Here is an 18,010-nt window from a genome sequence, read left to right as displayed (position 1 = left end):
GCGACCTCGGTCGCCACGGCCACCCGGCGATTCGCTCGTCGACACGGAAAGGCCCCTACCGCCCGGAAGCGGTAGGGGCCTTTCCGGTCGGTCACACGAACCGACCGACGAGGACGGTCAGAGGCCGAGGGCCTTCTGCAGCACCGGCCACGAGTCCTTCAGATCGTCCTGCCAGTAACCCCACGAATGGGTGCCGGAGTCGCGGAAGTTGTAGGTGGCGGGGATGTCCAGCTCGTCGAGGCGGGTACGGAGGTTGTGCGTGCAGTAGTTGGTCGCCGCTTCGATGACGCCGCCGACCACGATCTGGTTGGCGAGCACGTCGACCTGGCCGTCGATCTCCGGACCGTTCAGGGTGTCGTAGCGCCCCGGCAGGCCCGTGCCGTTGGAGATGTAGAGATCGAGACCGCGCAGCTCCTCGGCGTGCACGTAGGGATCGTTCTCTGCCCAGGCCGGATCGTTCAACTCACCCCACATGTTGCGGGTGTCGCCGCCACCCCAGGTCTCGACGACGAGCTTGACGAACTGCTGCCCGATCGGGTCGGAAGTCTGGGCGCAGCCGCTGTACGCCGCGACGCCCTGGTACAGGCCGGGTGCAGCGATGGGCAGCTGCAGGACCGACGTACCCGAGGACGACAGACCCGCGATCGCGTTGATCCCGTTCGTACCGAGCGCCGCGTCGATCAGCGGCGGGATCTCCTTCGTCAGGAAGGTCTCCCACTTGTTGACACCGAGAACCGGGTCCTCTTCCTTCCAGTCGGTGTAATAACTCCATTTGCCACCGACCGGGGAGACGACGTTGACGTTCTTGTCCTTCATGAACTCGATCGCGTCGGTGCGGAAGCGCCAGGTCGCGCTGTCCTCGCCACCACCGGCTCCGTTGAGGAGATACAGCGTCGGGCGCGGCTCGCTGGTGTCGGCGGGACGCCAGACGTCGAGCAGGATCTCCTTGTCCATCGAGGCGGAGTAGACGTAGACGAGCAGCTGCTGCTCGCCGTAGTTTTCGATACGGGTGATCTTCGAGCCGTTTTCGCTGGTCACCGACTGGAGCGGCTGTTGGTTCTCGGCCACAGGGTCTGCCGGCTGGGCAATTGCCGGAGCCACAGACAACGCAGCCGAGAAAACTGCGCATGCCGCGCCGACGGTCAGTACGCGAAGTCGTCCGGATCCTCGCATCGGATGCCTCATACGGTTCTCTCACCTTTTCGAATAGGCAGTGGTGGTCGGCGTCGGGCGCGGTGCGGTCCGATGCTCGAACGGAACCTACCCGATGGCGGCCTACGTACAGTTACATGCGTCGTCGTCCGGGAGCAACTCGTTACATCCACTCCCTGTGGAGGTGTTCCTCGAGCACCGGCCCGATCGCTGCCAGCGACTCGGGTGTGGTCATCGCGCCGTGCACACAGTCGATCGGAACGTCCGAGATGGTTCCGGTCACCAGGTGCGACCAGCGTCCCGCGGCACCGTCCTGGGCGGGCGGATGATCGGCCGCGCTGAAGTACATCAGGTCTCCTTCGAACACCCCGGGGGTGTGCGACGCGATGAGTTCCGCCGATCGCAGCGCACTCTCGTAGAGATTGCGGAAACGCTCCGCGGTGAGCGTGACCATCTCCTGCGGAACGGTCTCCATCACGCGCTGGAGATGCTCGTCCGACAGGCTCGTCACGTCGGCCGAGTCGTCGAGGACGACGCCGATCTGTTCGAGCTCGTCGCGGATCGCTCCCCGGAAGTCGCCGACATCGAGATTCAGATGGCTGTCGAGCATGGCGAGGCAGTCGACGCTCTCCCCCGCCGCCTGCAGTTGCACGGCCATCTCGTGCGCGAGCACACCACCGAGCGACCAGCCCATGAGGTTGTACGGACCGTGTGGCTGCACCGTCCGGATCTCCTCGACATATCGCGCCGCCATCCCGGCCAGGGACTCCGGCAGGTATCCGTCCTCCGACAGCGCCTTCGACTGGATGCCGTAGATCGGCCGATCGTGCACGAAGCGGGTCAGGCCCGAGTACGTCCACGCGAGTCCGTACATCGGATGGACACAGAACAGTGGTGCCCGGGAACCGCGTGCCCGGAGCGGGAGCAGCACCTGCATCGCGCTGTCGGCGAAGGGATCGAACTCCTCGCCGGCGTCGCGTTCGGCCGAGATGCGTCCTGCCAGTGCAGCGACGGTGGGGTCGGTGAACAACCACTGGACGCGGACGTCGGCGCCCACGCTGTCGCGGAGCCGGCTCGCGACCTGCGTCGCATTCAACGAGTTGCCGCCGAGCGCGAAGAAGTCGTCGTCCACACCGACCTTCTCGACGCCGAGGACCTCCTCGACGACGCCTGCGACGAGCTCCTCGAGCGGAGTACGCGGCGCCGTGTACGCGACGGTGTCGATCACCGGGGTGGGAAGCGCCTTCCGGTCGAGCTTGCCGTTGGCGTTGAGCGGCAGTTCGTGCAAGGGCACGAGGACCGCAGGCACCATGTACGACGGCAGCGAATGCCGCGCATGCACGGCGAGTTCGCCGACATCCAGCGACACTCCTTCGGCAGCGACGACATAGGCCGCGAGACGGTCGCCTCCGTCCGGTCCCGCGACGACGGTGACCACGGCGCGCGCCACCTCGGGTCGCGATACGAGCACTGCTTCGATCTCACCGAGCTCGATGCGCTGCCCGCGCAGTTTGACCTGGAAATCGGACCGGCCGAGGTAGTCGAGTCTGCCGTCCTCTCTCCACCGGACGAGGTCTCCGGTGCGGTACAACCGCGCTCCGGTGTTGCGGGGATCGGCGACGAAACGCTCCGCCGTGAGAACCGCTGCGTGGGCGTATCCGCGGGAGAGTTGCACTCCCCCGACGTACAGTTCGCCGACGCTTCCGACCGGCACCGGCCGGAGCCGACTGTCGAGTACGTGCACCGTCGTGTTGGCGACCGGTGCACCGATCGGCACCGGCCGGCCGTGCACTCGGGCCGTGTCCACACTGGTGACCACGGTTGCTTCCGCAGGGCCGTACCAGTTGACGAGTGCCGCCGTGCCGATCGCCCGGTAGGCGTCGACGGTGTCGGCGGTCAGTTCCTCCCCGGCCGCGAAGACGTACTTCAGCGATACGAGGTCGCCGGAATCCGCGGACTCGCAGAAGACATCGAGCATGGACGGCACGAAATGCACCGAGCTCACCGACCGGCGACGGATCGTCTCGGCGAGATACTGCGGGTCACGGTGTCCGTCGGGCCGGGCCACCACGACCGTCGCCCCGGTCTGCAACGGCCAGAACAATTCCCATGTGGAGATGTCGAAGGTGACGGGAGTCTTGTGCAGGACCACATCCCCCACAGAATGCGGGAATGTGCGCTGCGCCCAGCGGAACTGGTTGGCGACCTGCCGGTGGGTGATCTGGACGCCCTTGGGACGGCCCGTCGACCCCGACGTGTAGATCACGTAGGCCGTGTTGTCAGGCCTCAGGGATCCGAGCCGTTCGCAGTCGTCGAGAGGGTGAGAGGGCAGGTGACCGAGGTCGAGGCGGTCCACGTCGATCACCGGAACGGTCGTCGCGACGTCGACACCGTCACGGCTCGTGGTGAGGACGCATGCGGGACGCGCCCCGTCGAGTACGAGCGCGGTGCGATCGGCGGGATGATCCGGGTCGATGGGTACGTACCCACCACCGGCCTTGACGATCGCGTAGATCGCGAGCGGCAGTTCGAGCGAGCGCCGCATCGCCACCGCGACGAGCGTCTCCGGCCCCACGCCCAGTGCGACGAGGTGCCGGGCGAGCCGGTTGGCTTCCGCGTCGAAGGTCGCGTAGTCCCACTCGGTGTCCTCGAACACGAACGCCGGCACCTGTGGGGTGCGGGCCGCCTGCTCCTCGAACAACGACACCAGCGTCGCCTCGTCGAGCAGTTCGGGGACGTCCGTCGCATTCCATCGGTCGAGACGCGCCCGATCGTGTCCGGTCGACACGTCGAGCTGCCCGATCCGCCGGTCGACCGACTCGGCGAACGCGTCGAGCACGACCTCCAGCCGGCCGGCCACGTCGCGCGCGAAGGTCCCGCCGATCACGTCCTCCAGATACTTCACCGTCACCCGAACCCGGTCGTCGGCGACCACCATGAGTGTCAGCGGATAGTGTGTGCCGCTGGCCGCGTCCACGGCGGCGACGTCGAGACCGATGCCGGAGCGCGCCTCCGACAGGGCGGCCGCGTCCACCGGGAACGATTCGAAGACCACGAGCGAGTCGAACAGTGCGTCCGCACCGGCCGACTCCTGGATCTCGGCCAACCCGAGATAGTGGTGATCGAGGAGCGCGCCCTGTTCGCGTTGCACCGTCGACGCCAGGTTCGCGACGGTCTCGTCCGGGTCGATGCGCACCCGGACGGGGACGGCGTTGAGGAACAGGCCGACCATCGACTCGATACCGGGTAGCTGTGGCGGACGTCCGGATACGGTGGCGCCGAAGACGACGTCGTCGCGGTCGGTCATCCGGGAGAGCAACAGCCCCCATGCCGTCTGCACCATGGTGTTGAGGGTGACGCCGAGTCGGCGCGCCGTCGCGGACAGCTTCGCCGTGGTGTCCGGCGTGAGTTCGAAACCGGCTTCGCCGATGCCCGCCTCGATCCCGCGAGCGGTGTCGAGCGTGGTGATCGTCGTGGGACCGTCCAGGCCGTCGAGCGAGCGCTTCCATGCCTCCCTCGATTCGGCGTGATCCCGTGCGTGCAGCCACTCGAGATAGTCCCGATAGGGAGCGACGGGCGGCAGCACGGCCGGATCCGCGTCGGCTGCGTACAGCACGAGCATGTCGCGCATCAGCAGCGGCATCGACCAGCCGTCGATGAGGATGTGATGGCTCGTGACGAGCAGATCGACACGGTCCGAGGCGGCACGGAACAGGGTGAACCGCAGCAGCGGGGCGCGGTCCATCACGAAATGCGTTGCGAGATCCTCTGCTTTCGCCTGCTCGATGCGCGCGTCGATCGCGTCCGGGTCGCCGGCCTCGGTGACGTCCACCTCACGCCACGGAACCTCGATCCCGCGCTGCACGACCTGCACCGGCACACCGCTGCGCGTCGTGGTGAACGCCGCGCACAGGTTGGGGTAACGGTCGAGCAGGGTCTGTGCGGCCCGGTGCAAGCGGGCGGTGTCGAGATCACCGCGGAGACGGAGCACGAACTGGGTCGTGTACACGTCGACGCCGTCGCTCGCGAGCAGGGCGTGGAACAACATGCCCTGCTGCAGCGGGGTGAGCGGCCACACGTCCTCGAGGCCCGGGTACCGCTGCTCCCATATCTCGATGTCGTCGGCATCCGCGTCGACGAGGGGCAGGTCGGAGGGGGTGAGTCCGCCGATACCGGGTTGTGCCGCGTACCGGGCGAGTGCGTCCACCGTCGCGGTCCATGTCCGGACCACGTCGGCGAGTTCGTCTTCGTGGACGCGCGCGGGATCGGCGGTGAGGGTCACGGTGAGTTCCCCCGCAACCGACGAGGCGTGGATTTCGAGCCGATGTTCCGGTGCGGTACGGAAGACGGGCCGGATCCCGTACTCGGCGGACAACCGCCAGGCCTCGCGCATGTCCCCGGCGCGTGGTTCGCCGTGCAGGGTCACCATCGTGTCGGGACCAGCCGTCACCGCGTCGTCGGGCGACCGGCGCAGCGCCGCACGGAGTTGTTCCTTGACGGCCTTGACGAGTGGGGCCGCCCCTTCGGGCCCGGTGAGTTCCCCGACCCCGTCCAGGTCGATGCGCGCCGGATACTGCACCTGCAGGCCGCCGACCGTCCGGGACGTACCGGCCGCAGATGCGAGTCGTCGCCCGTCGGCGCCCACCACGAGATCGACCTGTGTCGACCCGCCGGTGCCGGTGACCGCGACCGCAGCGACCGCGACGAGCACGTCGATCGGTTCGGCGCGGAAGGCCGCAGCGAGATCGGCGAAGACGGATGCGGTGTCCGAGGCCGAATGACGGACGGTGGCCCCGAGGGGAGCCCGCTCGTCCGAATCCGCAGTCGTGACTCTCGTCACCGGCGCGGCCGGAGGCGTCGCGAACGTGTTCGACCATGCCCGCGCCGAGACCTTCTCGGCCGCCACGGTGGGGGTGCGACCGGCGGCACGGGCGGTCCAGGCGGCGGCCAGATCGTCGGCGAGCACCTGCCACGACACTCCGTCGACGGCGACCGCGTCGCCGACGGCCACGAGCAGATCGGAGTCACCGGCGGACACCCGGACGAATTGCACGACGATGCCGGCAGCCGGGTCCAGCCGGTCTGCGGCCTCCCGCACGACGCGGTCGACGATCTCCTCGAGCGCAAGGGGGCCTTCGATCACCTGGTGCCGCAACACCTTCGAGATATCGAGGGCCGACGCGGCAACGACCCGCGGGGACTCGTCGACCTCGCGCGGCACGACCAGACGCAGCAGCGGATGCGCCGCGAGTACAGCGGTCAGGCACTCGGCCGGCCCGTCGTCGTCGACTCCGCCCGGCATCTCGATGACGACACTCGTGACACCGTGGTGCCCGCCTGCGCGAACACGCGCGATCTCGGGTGTCCGAGGAGCGGTGTCCTCGGCTGCAGGATCCGCCTCCGCCTCCCCTGCCTCCGTGGCAGCCCCGGCATCGACGAGTTCGGCGAGCGCCGCGACCGTCTTCCGTTCGAAGACGTCGCGCGGGCTCAGTTCGAATCCGAGCGTCCGGGCTCGGGCGACGAACTGGATGGACACGATACTGTCGCCACCGAGGGCGAAGAACGAGTCGTCGGCGCCGATCTCGTCGACACCGAGGATCTCGGCGAAGATCCCGGCGATCGCGGTCTCCGCCGGAGTCGACGGTGCGCGACGCTCCGTGGAAGCGAACACCGGTTCCGGCAGGGCCTTCTTGTCGAGCTTGCCCACCGGGGTCAACGGCACCCGGTCGATGACGACGACGGCCGTGGGCACCATGTAGTCGGGCAGTGACCCGGCCACGAACCCGAGCAGTTCGTCGGTGTCGACGGTCCGCGCTTCGCACGGCTTGACGTAGGTCACGAGAACTACGGCGCCGGCTGCGGTCTCGTGCCCGAGAGTAGCCGCGAAGTCGACGTCCGGATGTGCGACGAAGGCCGCGTCGACCTCCCCCAGCTCGATCCGGAACCCGCGGATCTTGACCTGCTGGTCGGCACGTCCGACGTACTCGAGTTCTCCGCCTGCGGCCCAGCGGACGAGATCGCCCGTGCGGTACAGGCGTTGCCCGTCGCCGAACGGGGATGCGACGAACCGTTCCGAGGTGAGCCCGGCCCGGCGGTGATATCCGCGGGTCAGCGCCGGTCCCGAGAGGTAGAGCTCGCCGGTGACGCCGAGCGGGACGGGATGCAGCCGGGCATCGAGCACGTGCGCACCCACACCGCGCAACGGATGACCGATAGGCATCGCGCCTCCCGGCACGAGCGGTTCGGAGCTGGTGGTGATACACGTGGTCTCGGTCGGGCCGTACACGTTGTAGAACCGACGGTCGCTTCCCCACCGGGTCACCAGATCGGAGGAGTACGCCTCGCCGCCGACCATCACCGCCTCGAGTTCACCGAGGCCGGACGGATCGACGGTGGCCAGCGCGGCCGGAGTGACGAAGGCGTGCGTGACGGCCTCGCGCCGCAGGACGGCCGCAAGTTCCTCGCCGCCGTAGATCGCGGGCGGCACGATCACCATCGTCGCTCCCGCTCCGACCGCGAGAAGCATCTCGAGCACGGACGCGTCGAAGCTCGGTGAAGCGAACTGCAGGGTGCGTGCGTCGGCCGTGATTCGGAAGGTCTCGCATTGCGCGCGTGCGAGATTCGCCAGGCCCGCATGGGTCGAGACGACACCTTTCGGCCGGCCGGTGGAGCCGGAAGTGTAGATGACGTAGGCCGCGTTGCCGACGCGGATCGCGCCGTGCAGTTCCGTCGCCTCGATCGGTTCGGACGACATCCGGTCGCATCTGTCCCGGAACTCGTCGTCGTCGAGCACGAGCCACTCGGCGTCGGGGAGCCTGCCGACGTGAGCCGAGGAGGTGACGCCGAGACGGGTGCCGGAGTCCTCCAGCATGTAGGTGATGCGGTCGGCCGGATAGTCGGGGTCGATGGGCACATAGGCCGCCCCCGTCTTGGCGACCGCCCATACCGCCCGGATCATGTCGATCGAGCGTGGGAAGGCGAGGCCGACGAACGTCTCCGGACCGGCACCGTGGTCGAGGAGCACCCGGGCGAGACGATTCGTCTGCTCGTCCAGCTCGCGATAGGTCAGTGCCTCGTCGCCGCAACGCACGGCGGTGCGGTCCGGCCCCCCCGCCACGGCGAGCGACAGGAGCCGTGACAGGGTCTGCGGCTCGACCGATTCGGCGCCGCGCACTCCCGCGAGACGTGCACGTTCGTCGGCGTCGAGGATGTCCACGTCGCCGATCGCCCGGTCGGTGTCGGTGAGGACACCGTCGAGGAAACGCACGAAGCGACGCGCGAAGCCGTCGATCGTGTTCTCGTCGAACAGGTCTCGCGCATACGAGAACTCGGCTGCCATACCGGCCGGTTCGCCGGCCTGATCGAATTGTTCGGCGAGGGTGAGCGACAGGTCGAATTTGGCGACGTCGATATCGGAATCCACGATGCCGAAACTCAGGCCCGGCAGATCGAAACCGGTCCGGCCCAGGTTCTCGAAGGAGAGTGCGACCTGGAACAGTGGCTGCCGCGCGGTGGACCGTTCCGGCGCCAGGATCTCGACCAGTCTCTCGAACGGGATATCGGCGTGTGCGAACGCATCGAGATCCGTCTCACGTGCCTCGGCGAGCAGGTCGGCGAACGACCGGTCGCCACGCGGCGCGGTCCGCAGCACGAGAGTGTTGACGAACATACCGATCAGGTCGTCGAGTTCCTCGTGTCCGCGGCCGGCGACGGGCGTACCGATCGCGATGTCGACGTCACCGGTGATGCGGTGCAGGAAGCCGGCGAGTGCGGCGTGCAGCACCATGAACAGGGTCGCGTTGTGCGTGCGGGCGACCTCGGTGAGCCCGTGATGGGTCGACGGGTCGACGACGAAGCGCACCTTGCCACCTCGCATCGACTGCACGGGCGGGCGCGGACGATCGGTGGGCAGGGCGATCTCGTCGGCGATCCCGGCGAGGGCGTTCTTCCAGTAGGCCGCCTGTCCGGCGAGGACCGAGGCGGGATCGTCCTCCGAACCGAGCATCCGTCGCTGCCACAGAGCGAAGTCGGCGTACTGGATCGGGAGTGCCGCCCAGGCGGGCACCGCGCCCGTCGAGCGTGCGCTGTAGGCGACCACGAGGTCTCGCGTGAGCGGCCCGACCGACCAGCCGTCGGCGCTGATGTGGTGCACCACCGTCACGAGGACGTGCTCGGTCGCGGCGAGACGGAACAGCGCGAGCCGGACCGGGATCTCGGTGGTGACATCGAAGCCGCGCGCGACGATGTCGTGTACCCGGGCCGGCAGGTCGGTCTCGGTCACGTCGACGGGTTCGAGGCGAACGGTGGCCTCCACTGCCGGGAGGATCTGCTGGATCGGACCTTCCGTCCCGCGCGGATATCGCGTACGGAGGGTCTCGTGTCGCGCCACGACGTCGTTGACGGCGTGCTGCAGGGCCTCGGCGTCGAGCGATCCGGACAGCCGCACCGCCGCGGCGACGTTGTAGGCGGGCGAGGACGTGTCGAACTGGTTGACGAACCACATCCGCTGCTGCGCGAGCGAGAGGGGAATCTCCACCGGGCGAATCACCGGGACGAGAGGTTCGTGGTGTTCGACCGCGGAGAACTGCTCGAGGCGGGCAGCGAGCGCACCCACGCCGGGGGCCTCGAACAGTGCGCGGACGGGAACGCGCAGTCCCGACGTCTTACCGAGACGCGCGACGACCTGGGTGGCGAGCAACGAGTTGCCGCCGAGATCGAAGAAGTCGTCGTCCAGACCGATGCGGTCGACACCGAGCACATCCGCGAACACACCGGCCACGGTCTGCTCGATCGTCGTGGTCGGGGCGCGGAACTCCGTGGACTCGAAGACGGGCGCGGGAAGTGCTGCGCGGTGGAGCTTTCCGTTGGCGGTCAGCGGAAGCTCGGTCAGAACGACGAACGCCCCGGGGATCATGTATCCGGGCAGTTCCCGGGCGAGAGCCTCGGCAACCCGGCCGGTGTCGACGACCGCACCGGCAGCGGGAACCAGGTACGCGACGAGCCGATCACCGAGACGCGCATCGTGGTGCGCGGTCACGACGGCCGCAGCGATGTCGTCGAGGCGACGGAGTGCCGATTCGATCTCCTCGAGTTCGATGCGGAAACCGCGGATCTTCACCTGGAAGTCGGAGCGGCCCCGGTATTCGATCTCGCCGTCGGTGCGGAGCACCGCGAGATCACCGGTGCGGTACATGCGCGTCCCGGCCGGTCCGAACGGGTCGGCGACGAAGCGGTCCGCCGTCAGGGCCGGTCGATCCTGGTAGCCGCGTGCGAGCTGGATACCGGCGAGGTAGAGCTCCCCGATCACCCCGGCGGGCACCGGATGGAGGCGCCGATCGAGGATGTGGACGCGGGTGTTCCATTCGGGTGTGCCGATGGGCACGACGTGCTCGTCCGCGTCGTCGACCTCGTGCGAGGTGACCGACACGGCGGCTTCGGTCGGGCCGTAGAGGTTGAACAGTGCTGCACGGTGGGTGCGGCGGAACGCGCGAGCGGTCGTGGCCGGCAGCGCTTCACCGATCGCGAGGACGGCGCGCACGGATTCGGGGAGCGACCCCTCCGAGGCGGTCATGAGCATCTCGAGCATCGAGGGCACCAGGTGCACGACGGTGACACCCTGCTCCTGCATCGTGGCAAGCAGATAGTCCGGGTCCTGATGACCGTCCGGTCGTGCCACGACCAACCGGCCGCCTGTGGTGGGCGCCGACCAGAACTCCCACACCGACAGGTCGAACGTCGAGGCAGTCTTGAGAAGCACGACGTCGTCGGGGCCGAGATCGAATTCCTCGGCCTTCCAGAGCAACTGGTTGGTGACGGCGCGGTGGCCGACCGCGACGCCCTTCGGCCGGCCGGTCGACCCGGACGTGAAGATCACGTATGCGAGATCGTCGGGCCGCAGCGGTGAGCTCCGATGCGCGTCGAGTACCGGACCGGACGGATACCTGGCCGTGTCGATCTCGTCGAGGTCGACGATCTTCGGCAGATCGAGGGCGCAGGTCCGGCGAGCGTCGCCGTTCGTGAGGACGACCGTGGGGGCGCTCGTCTCCAGGATGTACTCGACGCGGGCCACGGGCATCGCGGGATCGATCGGTACGTATGCCGCACCCGTCTTCGCGACCGCGTACATCGCGATGGGGAGCTCCGCACAACGCGGCAGGAGGAGCGCGACACGATCCTCCGTACCGACACCCCGCTCGAGCAGCATGTGCGCGAGCCGGTTGACCTCGGTGTCGAGCTCCGCATAGGTCCAGTGCCTGTCACCCGATACGAGAGCCACCGCGTCCGGTCGGCGTGCGACCTGCTCGTCGAACAGGGTCACCAATGTGGCGGAACCGTCCGTGGTCCGGTCGGTGTCGTCGAGCTCGGCGAGCCGTCGCCGATCGGCCTCCCCGAGCAGATCGATGTCGCCCACCACCACGTGCGGGTCGGCGGTCACCGCGCGCAGGACCGTCTCGAGCAGTTCGGTGAACCGCACGACCGTGGACTCGTCGAACAGGTCGGTGGCGTAGGTGACGAAACCGCCGACACCGAGGGGCGATCCGTCCTCGGCGTAATGGTCCGCGACGATGAAGTGCAGGTCGAATTGGGAGATCTCGGTCTCGATGTCGAGACCCGTGACCGTCAGGCCCGGCAGTTCGAGGCTCGACCGCTCGACGTTCTGGAACGACAGGCCGACCTGGAACAGGGGGTGCCGCGCCTGCGATCTGGTGGGGTTGAGGATCTCGACGATCCTCTCGAACGGCAGGTCCGCATTGGCGTAGGCGTCGAGATCGATCTCCCGCACGCGGTCGAGGAGCTCGCCGAATCGCGCGTCGTCGTCCACTCGGGTGCGGAACACGAGCGTGTTGACGAACATGCCGATGACGTCGTCGAGCCGGGCCTCGCCGCGACCCGCGATCGGCGTGCCGACCGCGACGTCGGAACTCGCGCTCAATCGTGACAGGAGGACCGCGAGCGCTGCATGGAACGTCATGAACAGCGACGCCCCGCGCTCGCGCGAGAGAGACGACAGCGCGGAGTGCACGTCCGCCGGGATCCGCAACGGAACGCGGCGGCCCCGCAGGGACTGAACCGGTGGGCGGGGACGGTCGATCGGCAGTTCCAGCTGGTCGGGAAGACCGTCGAGGGTCTCGACCCAGTACCGGATCTGCGCTGCCGCGACGGAATCCGCATCGGATTCGGAACCGAGCACCTCGCGTTGCCACAGGCTGTAGTCGGCGTACTGCACCGGCAGCGGCGTCCACGACGGACGTTCACCTGCGAGTCGCGACATGTACGCGGTCATCAGGTCGCGGGTGAGCGGCGCCATCGACGACGCGTCGGCACTGATGTGGTGGACGACGAACGCGAGCACGTGGTCGTCGGCATCCAAGCGGAACAGCCTGGCACGAAGCGGGGCATCGGCTGTGACGTCGAATCCGGCGACGGCCAGCGCGGTGACGGCGGCCTCGAGATCGCCGGGGACGACCTCGACCGGTGTCAGGTCGGGAACGGCCCCGGCCGCCGGCAGCACGACCTGCACCGGACCGTCCTCGGACTCCGGGTAGACGGTGCGCAGGATTTCGTGCCGATCGATCACGTCGGCGACCGCGGCTTCGAGAGCCCGGGCGTCGAGAGATCCCGTGATCCGGAGCGCCACCGGCAGGTTGTAGGCCGGCGAGTCCGGATCGAATCGGTTGAGGAACCACATGCGCTGCTGTGCGAGCGACAGTGGCACGCGCTCGGGACGGGGCCGGGCCTCGAGACGGGGCCGGTCCTCACCCGTCCCGCGCGATTCGAGGCGCACGGCCAGCGCCGCGACCGTGGGCGATTCGAACAGTTCCCGAACCGGGACCCGCGTGCCGAGTGCATCGGAGATCCGTGATGCGACGCGCGTCGCGACGAGCGAGTTGCCGCCGAGTTCGAAGAAGTCGTCGTCGGCACCCACCCGGGCCACGCCGAGCACGTCGGCGTAGACACCTGCCACGATCTCCTCGATCGGGGTACGGGCCGCGCGGAACTCGCGTGCTTCGAAGACCGGTGCGGGCAGGGCCTTGCGGTCGAGCTTTCCGCTGGTGTTCAAGGGGAACTCGTCGAGCGCGACGACGGCCGAGGGCACCATGTAGGAAGGCAACGTCTTCTTCACCGCATCGAGCAGCGCCGCCCGGTCGACGGTGTGTCCCGGTGCCGGCACGACGTACGCGACCAGTTGCTCACCGGTGGAGGTGGGCACGACGAGCGCGACTGCCTGCGATACCTCGGCGCAGCCGAGCAGAGCCGTCTCGATCTCGCCGAGTTCGATGCGCTGGCCGCGGAACTTGACCTGGAAGTCGGTGCGACCCAGATAGTCCAGGACGAGCTCTCCCGCAGCGGTACGACGCCACCGCACGAGGTCGCCGGTGCGGTACATCCGGCTCCCCGGTCGTCCGAGCGGACTCGCGACGAACCTGTCGGAGGACAGGTCGGGGCGCTTCTCGTAACCCCGAGCGAGTTGAACCCCGCCGAGATACAGCTCGCCCGGCGTCCCGACCGGTGTGGGAGCCAGACCCGAGTCGAGGACGTAGACCTGCACGTTCCACTCGGGCACACCGATCGGCACGGCGTGACCGTCGCCGTCGGCCGGCCAGTAGGTCGCCGAGACCGCCGCCTCGGTCGGGCCGTAGAGATTGTGGAGCGCCGCATCGCCGAGCCGGCGGAAGGCCGACACCGTTTCCGGCGGCAGTGCCTCTCCGATGACGAACACGTGCCGCAGGCTCGCGCAGCTGCCGGCGGGTGCCTGTGCGGCGAAGACGGTGAGCATCGACGGGACGAAATCGGTGAGGGTGACGCGGTGGCGTGTGACGGCATCCGCCACCCAGGCGGGGTCGCGATGGGCGTCGTGCGGCGCCACGACGAGGGTGCCCCCGGTGCGCAGTGGCAGGAAGTAGCCCCAGAGCGAGACGTCGAAGGTCGTGGCGGTCTTCTGCAGGTACACATCGCTCCCGGCGATGTCGTACTCGGCAGCCATCCACTCGAGCTGGTTGACGATCGCTTCGTGGGGGACGGACACACCCTTCGGCCGTCCCGTCGAACCCGACGTGAAGATCACGTAGGCCGGTGATGCGGGCTGTACGGTGCCGCGCAGTTCGTCCTCCCGGACAGGATGCGCGTCGTACCCATCCGTCTCCAGGGTGTCGAGGAGGATCGGGGCGATTCCCTCGGGGAGGTCGCCGGTGTCCGCGCTCGTGCTGAGCACACACACCGGTCGGGCGGTGTCGAGGATGTGACCGATCCGGTCGGCCGGATGGTCGGGATCGAGCGGCACGTAGGCACCGCCGGCGGTGACGACCGCGTACATGGCGACCACGAGATCGATCGACCTCCGGATCCCCAGGGCCACGAGCGATTCCGGTCCGACCCCGGACGAGATCAGGTGCCGCGCGAGTCGGTTGACGCGTGCGTCGAACTCGGCATAGGTGAGCGATTCGTCGCCGAAGAGGACCGCGGTGGCTCCCGGGACGCGGTCGACCTGGGCCCGATAACGTGACAGCAGTGTCCCCGTGTCCGTCGGATGGTCGGTCGCGTTGACCCCGACGGTGAGTGCATGACGCTCGTGCGGGGTCAGCAGGTCGATCTCCCCGACCGGGATGTCGGCGTCGCTCGCGAAGGCTCCGAGCACCGACACCAGGCGCTCCGCCAGGGCGCGAACGGTCGAGTCGTCGAAAAGATCGGTGGCGTAGGTGAACTGGGCTCCGATTCCGGCGGGGCGCCCGTCCACCTCCCGGGGGGTCACCGTGAGCTGGAGATCGAACTTGGCGATGCTTCCGCCGAGATCCACCGGTACGAGCTCGAGATCGCGCAGCGCGAGTTCGGGCTGCGCCATGTTCTGGAAGAACAGGGCGACCTGGAAGAGCGGGTGGTGCCCCGCGGAGCGGACCGGATCGAGGATCTCCACGAGCCGCTCGAACGGCAGATCGGCGTGCGCGAATGCGTCGATGTCGGTATCGCGGACCCGGTGCAGGAGCTCGGCGCAGCTCAGGTCGGGCGTGATGTCGGTGCGCAGCACAAGGGTGTTGACGAACATGCCGATGAGGTCGTCGAGGGCCTGTTCGCCACGCCCGGCGACGGGTGTGCCGATCGCGATGTCGCGTGCGCCCGAGATCCTCGACAACAACACCGCGAAGGCTGCGTGGACGACCATGAACGGCGAACATCCCGCTGCCCGGCCGAGTTCGGCGACGGCCGCGTGCAGTGCCGGATCGATCTCGAAATCGACGGTGGCGCCGCGACCCGACGCCTCGACCGGCCGGGGCCGGTCCGTAGGGAGTTCGAGCCGGTCCGGTAGGTCGGCGAGAACGGACGTCCAGTACGCGATCTCCTTCGCCACCGGAGAATCGGGATCGTCCTCGGAGCCGAGCACCGCACGCTGCCACAGGGTGTAGTCGGCGTACTGCACGGCGAGCGGTTGCCACCCGGGGACCGCTCCGGCGGTGCGGGCGAGGTAGGCGGTGACGAGGTCGCGTACGAACGGTTCGGTGGATGCCCCGTCTGCGGCGATGTGGTGGACGACGATGACCAGGACGTGCTCGTCGGGCGCGACCCGCAGGAGTTCGAGCCGCAGCGGCACCTCCGTCGTCACGTCGAAACCGGCCGACACGGTGCGCAGGACGCGGTTCTCCACTTCGGAGACCGGGACGTCCTCGACACGCACCGTCGGGGTGGCCGCCGACGGGGGAAGGATCACCTGACTGCCCACCCCGTCGCGATCGGGGTAGACGGTGCGGAGCGTTTCGTGCCGATCCACGAGGTCGGCGATCGCCGCGCGGAGCGCGTCGACGTCGAGCGCCCCGCGCAACCGGAGCGCGACGGGGATGTTGTTCGCTGCCGAGCCGGTGTCGAACCGGCTGAGGAACCACATCCGCTGCTGGGCGAGCGACAGCGGAATCGTCTCGGGCCGCGTACCGGCGGTGAGCGGGATACGGCCGCCGGTGCCGAGGGGTTCGATCAGCGCGGCGAGCGCAGCCACGGTCGAGCCCTCGAACAACAGTCGGGCCGGCACACGGGTGTCGAGGCGTTCACCGAGCCGGGCCGCCACCCGGGTCGCCACGAGCGAGTTGCCGCCGAGATCGAAGAAGTCGTCGTCGAGACCCACCCGTTCCAGGCCGAGCAGCGTCGCGAACTCCTCGGCGACAGCGATCTCGGTATCCGTGACAGGCGGGCGGAACTCGACGGTCACCGGATCGGGGTCCGGCAGCGCCGCGCGATCGACCTTGCCGGACGGCGTCAGCGGGATCTCGTCCAGTACGACGATCACCGACGGAACCATATGCGACGGAAGAGCGTTCGATATCTCTTCGGTAACCACGCGGGTGTCGATCCCCGCCCCCTCCGAGGAGTGCAGGTAGGACACCAACTGTGCTTGACCCGCCGGCGTCTCGCGACCCACCGTCATCGCGAAATCGACTCCGTCACAGGCGGCGAGCGCTGCGTCTATCTCACCGAGTTCGACTCGGAAACCGCGGATCTTGACCTGGAAGTCGTTGCGTCCCAGGTAGATCAATTCGCCGTTCGTGCCGCGGGAGGTACGGACGAGATCGCCGGTACGGTAGAGCCTGGTACCGCCCGGCCCTGCGACGAATCGTTCTGCGGTCAGACCGGGGCGTCCCCGATAGCCTCTGGCCAGAGCCGTCCCGGACACGTACAGTTCACCGGCCACGCCGGGAGCGACCGGATTCAGGCGGGCGTCGAGGACGGACGCGCTCAGATTGCGAACCGGCGTACCGATCGTCACAGGCCGTCCCGGTTCGAGCGGCCCGCTGCAGTGCGTCATGATCGTCGACTCGGTCGGTCCGTAACCGTTGAAGAATCGGCGCCCGGGTGCCCAGCGCTCCACGACATCCGGCGGACATGCCTCACCAGCGGAGAGCACCATCTCCAGATCGGTCAGAGTGCTCGGGTCGATCGAGGTCAGCACGGCCGGGGTGATCACGGCGTGCGTCACGCGCTCGCGGCGTAGCAGTTCGGCGAGCTCGTCCCCGCCGAACACGGTGGGCGGTGCGACGACCATGGTCGCGCCGACGGAGATCGTCATCAGCCATTCGAAGACCGACGCGTCGAAGCTCGGCGACGCCACGTGCAGCACGCGCGACTGCGGTGTCAGATCGAAGCGTGCCGCGACTTCCTGCGCGAGGTCGTCGAGGCCCGTGTGGGTGACGGGGACGCCCTTCGGCCGGCCCGTCGAACCCGAGGTGTAGATGACATAGGCCGGGTTCTCGGCCCGCAGCGGCAGCACCCGCTCGTCGAAGCTCACGGGAGCGGACGGCAGAGCGTCGGCATCGGTGATCGTCTGCGGATCGTCGAGCGCGATCCACTCGACGGTCTCGGGCAGCGCGGCCACCGCGGCCGCCCGGGTCAGACCCAGGCGTGCGCCGGAGTCGGCGATCATGAACTCGATGCGGTCTGCCGGATAGTTCGGGTCGACGGGAACGAATGCCGCGCCCGACTTGGCGACCGACCACACCGCGAGCACGGACTCGATCGAACGGGCGAGCGATACCGCGACCACGTCCTCGGGGCCGATCCCCCGGTCGATCAGGAGACGAGCCGTTCGCGACGACGCGGCGTCGAGTTCGGCGTAGGTCAGGGAACGGTCGCCGAAGACCACGGCCGTGGCCGCCGGGTCTCGTTCCACGGCAGCCGCCAGCAACTGCGGAAGGAGCACGGCACGCGGTCCGCGCCGCCGGGCGGGGCGCCGACGGGGCCGGCTGCCGCGGTCCGTCCGTGCCGGATCGGCGTTCCGGACGTCGTCGAGGTTCGTCCGAGCCTCGTCCCCCTGCTGCCCGCCGACCTCGCGCGAGAACTCACTCACCACTGGTACCGATTCCCTCGAACGTCCCGTTTC

At 68.6% G+C, this 18,010-nt stretch carries 2 protein-coding genes; both read right to left on the bottom strand.

All coding sequences use genetic code 11. The features are described from left to right. Positions 1–117: 117 nt before the first annotated feature. The gene (locus A8G18_RS10290) at positions 118–1,173 is read right to left on the bottom strand and encodes an alpha/beta hydrolase (protein ID WP_115311488.1); all 1,056 of its coding nucleotides are present in this window, start codon (positions 1,171–1,173) and stop codon (positions 118–120) included. 142 nt (positions 1,174–1,315) lie between these two features. Beyond that, positions 1,316–17,977: a non-ribosomal peptide synthetase gene (locus A8G18_RS10285; RefSeq protein ID WP_245207837.1), complete on the bottom strand. Its 16,662-nt coding sequence runs from the start codon at positions 17,975–17,977 to the stop codon at positions 1,316–1,318. Between the last annotated feature and the right edge of the window lie 33 nt (positions 17,978–18,010).

The sequence above is a fragment of the Rhodococcus gordoniae genome (genome assembly GCF_001646655.1).
GTDB lineage: Bacteria > Actinomycetota > Actinomycetes > Mycobacteriales > Mycobacteriaceae > Rhodococcus > Rhodococcus gordoniae.
The sequence above is the reverse complement of the archived record's forward strand: the minus strand, read 5'-3'. Positions and strand labels throughout refer to the sequence as shown.

Coding starts and splice junctions, on each gene's coding strand:
- A8G18_RS10290 (WP_115311488.1), bottom strand. CDS start 1,173: ATGCGAGGATCCGGACGACTTCGCGTACTGACCGTCGGCGCGGCATGC.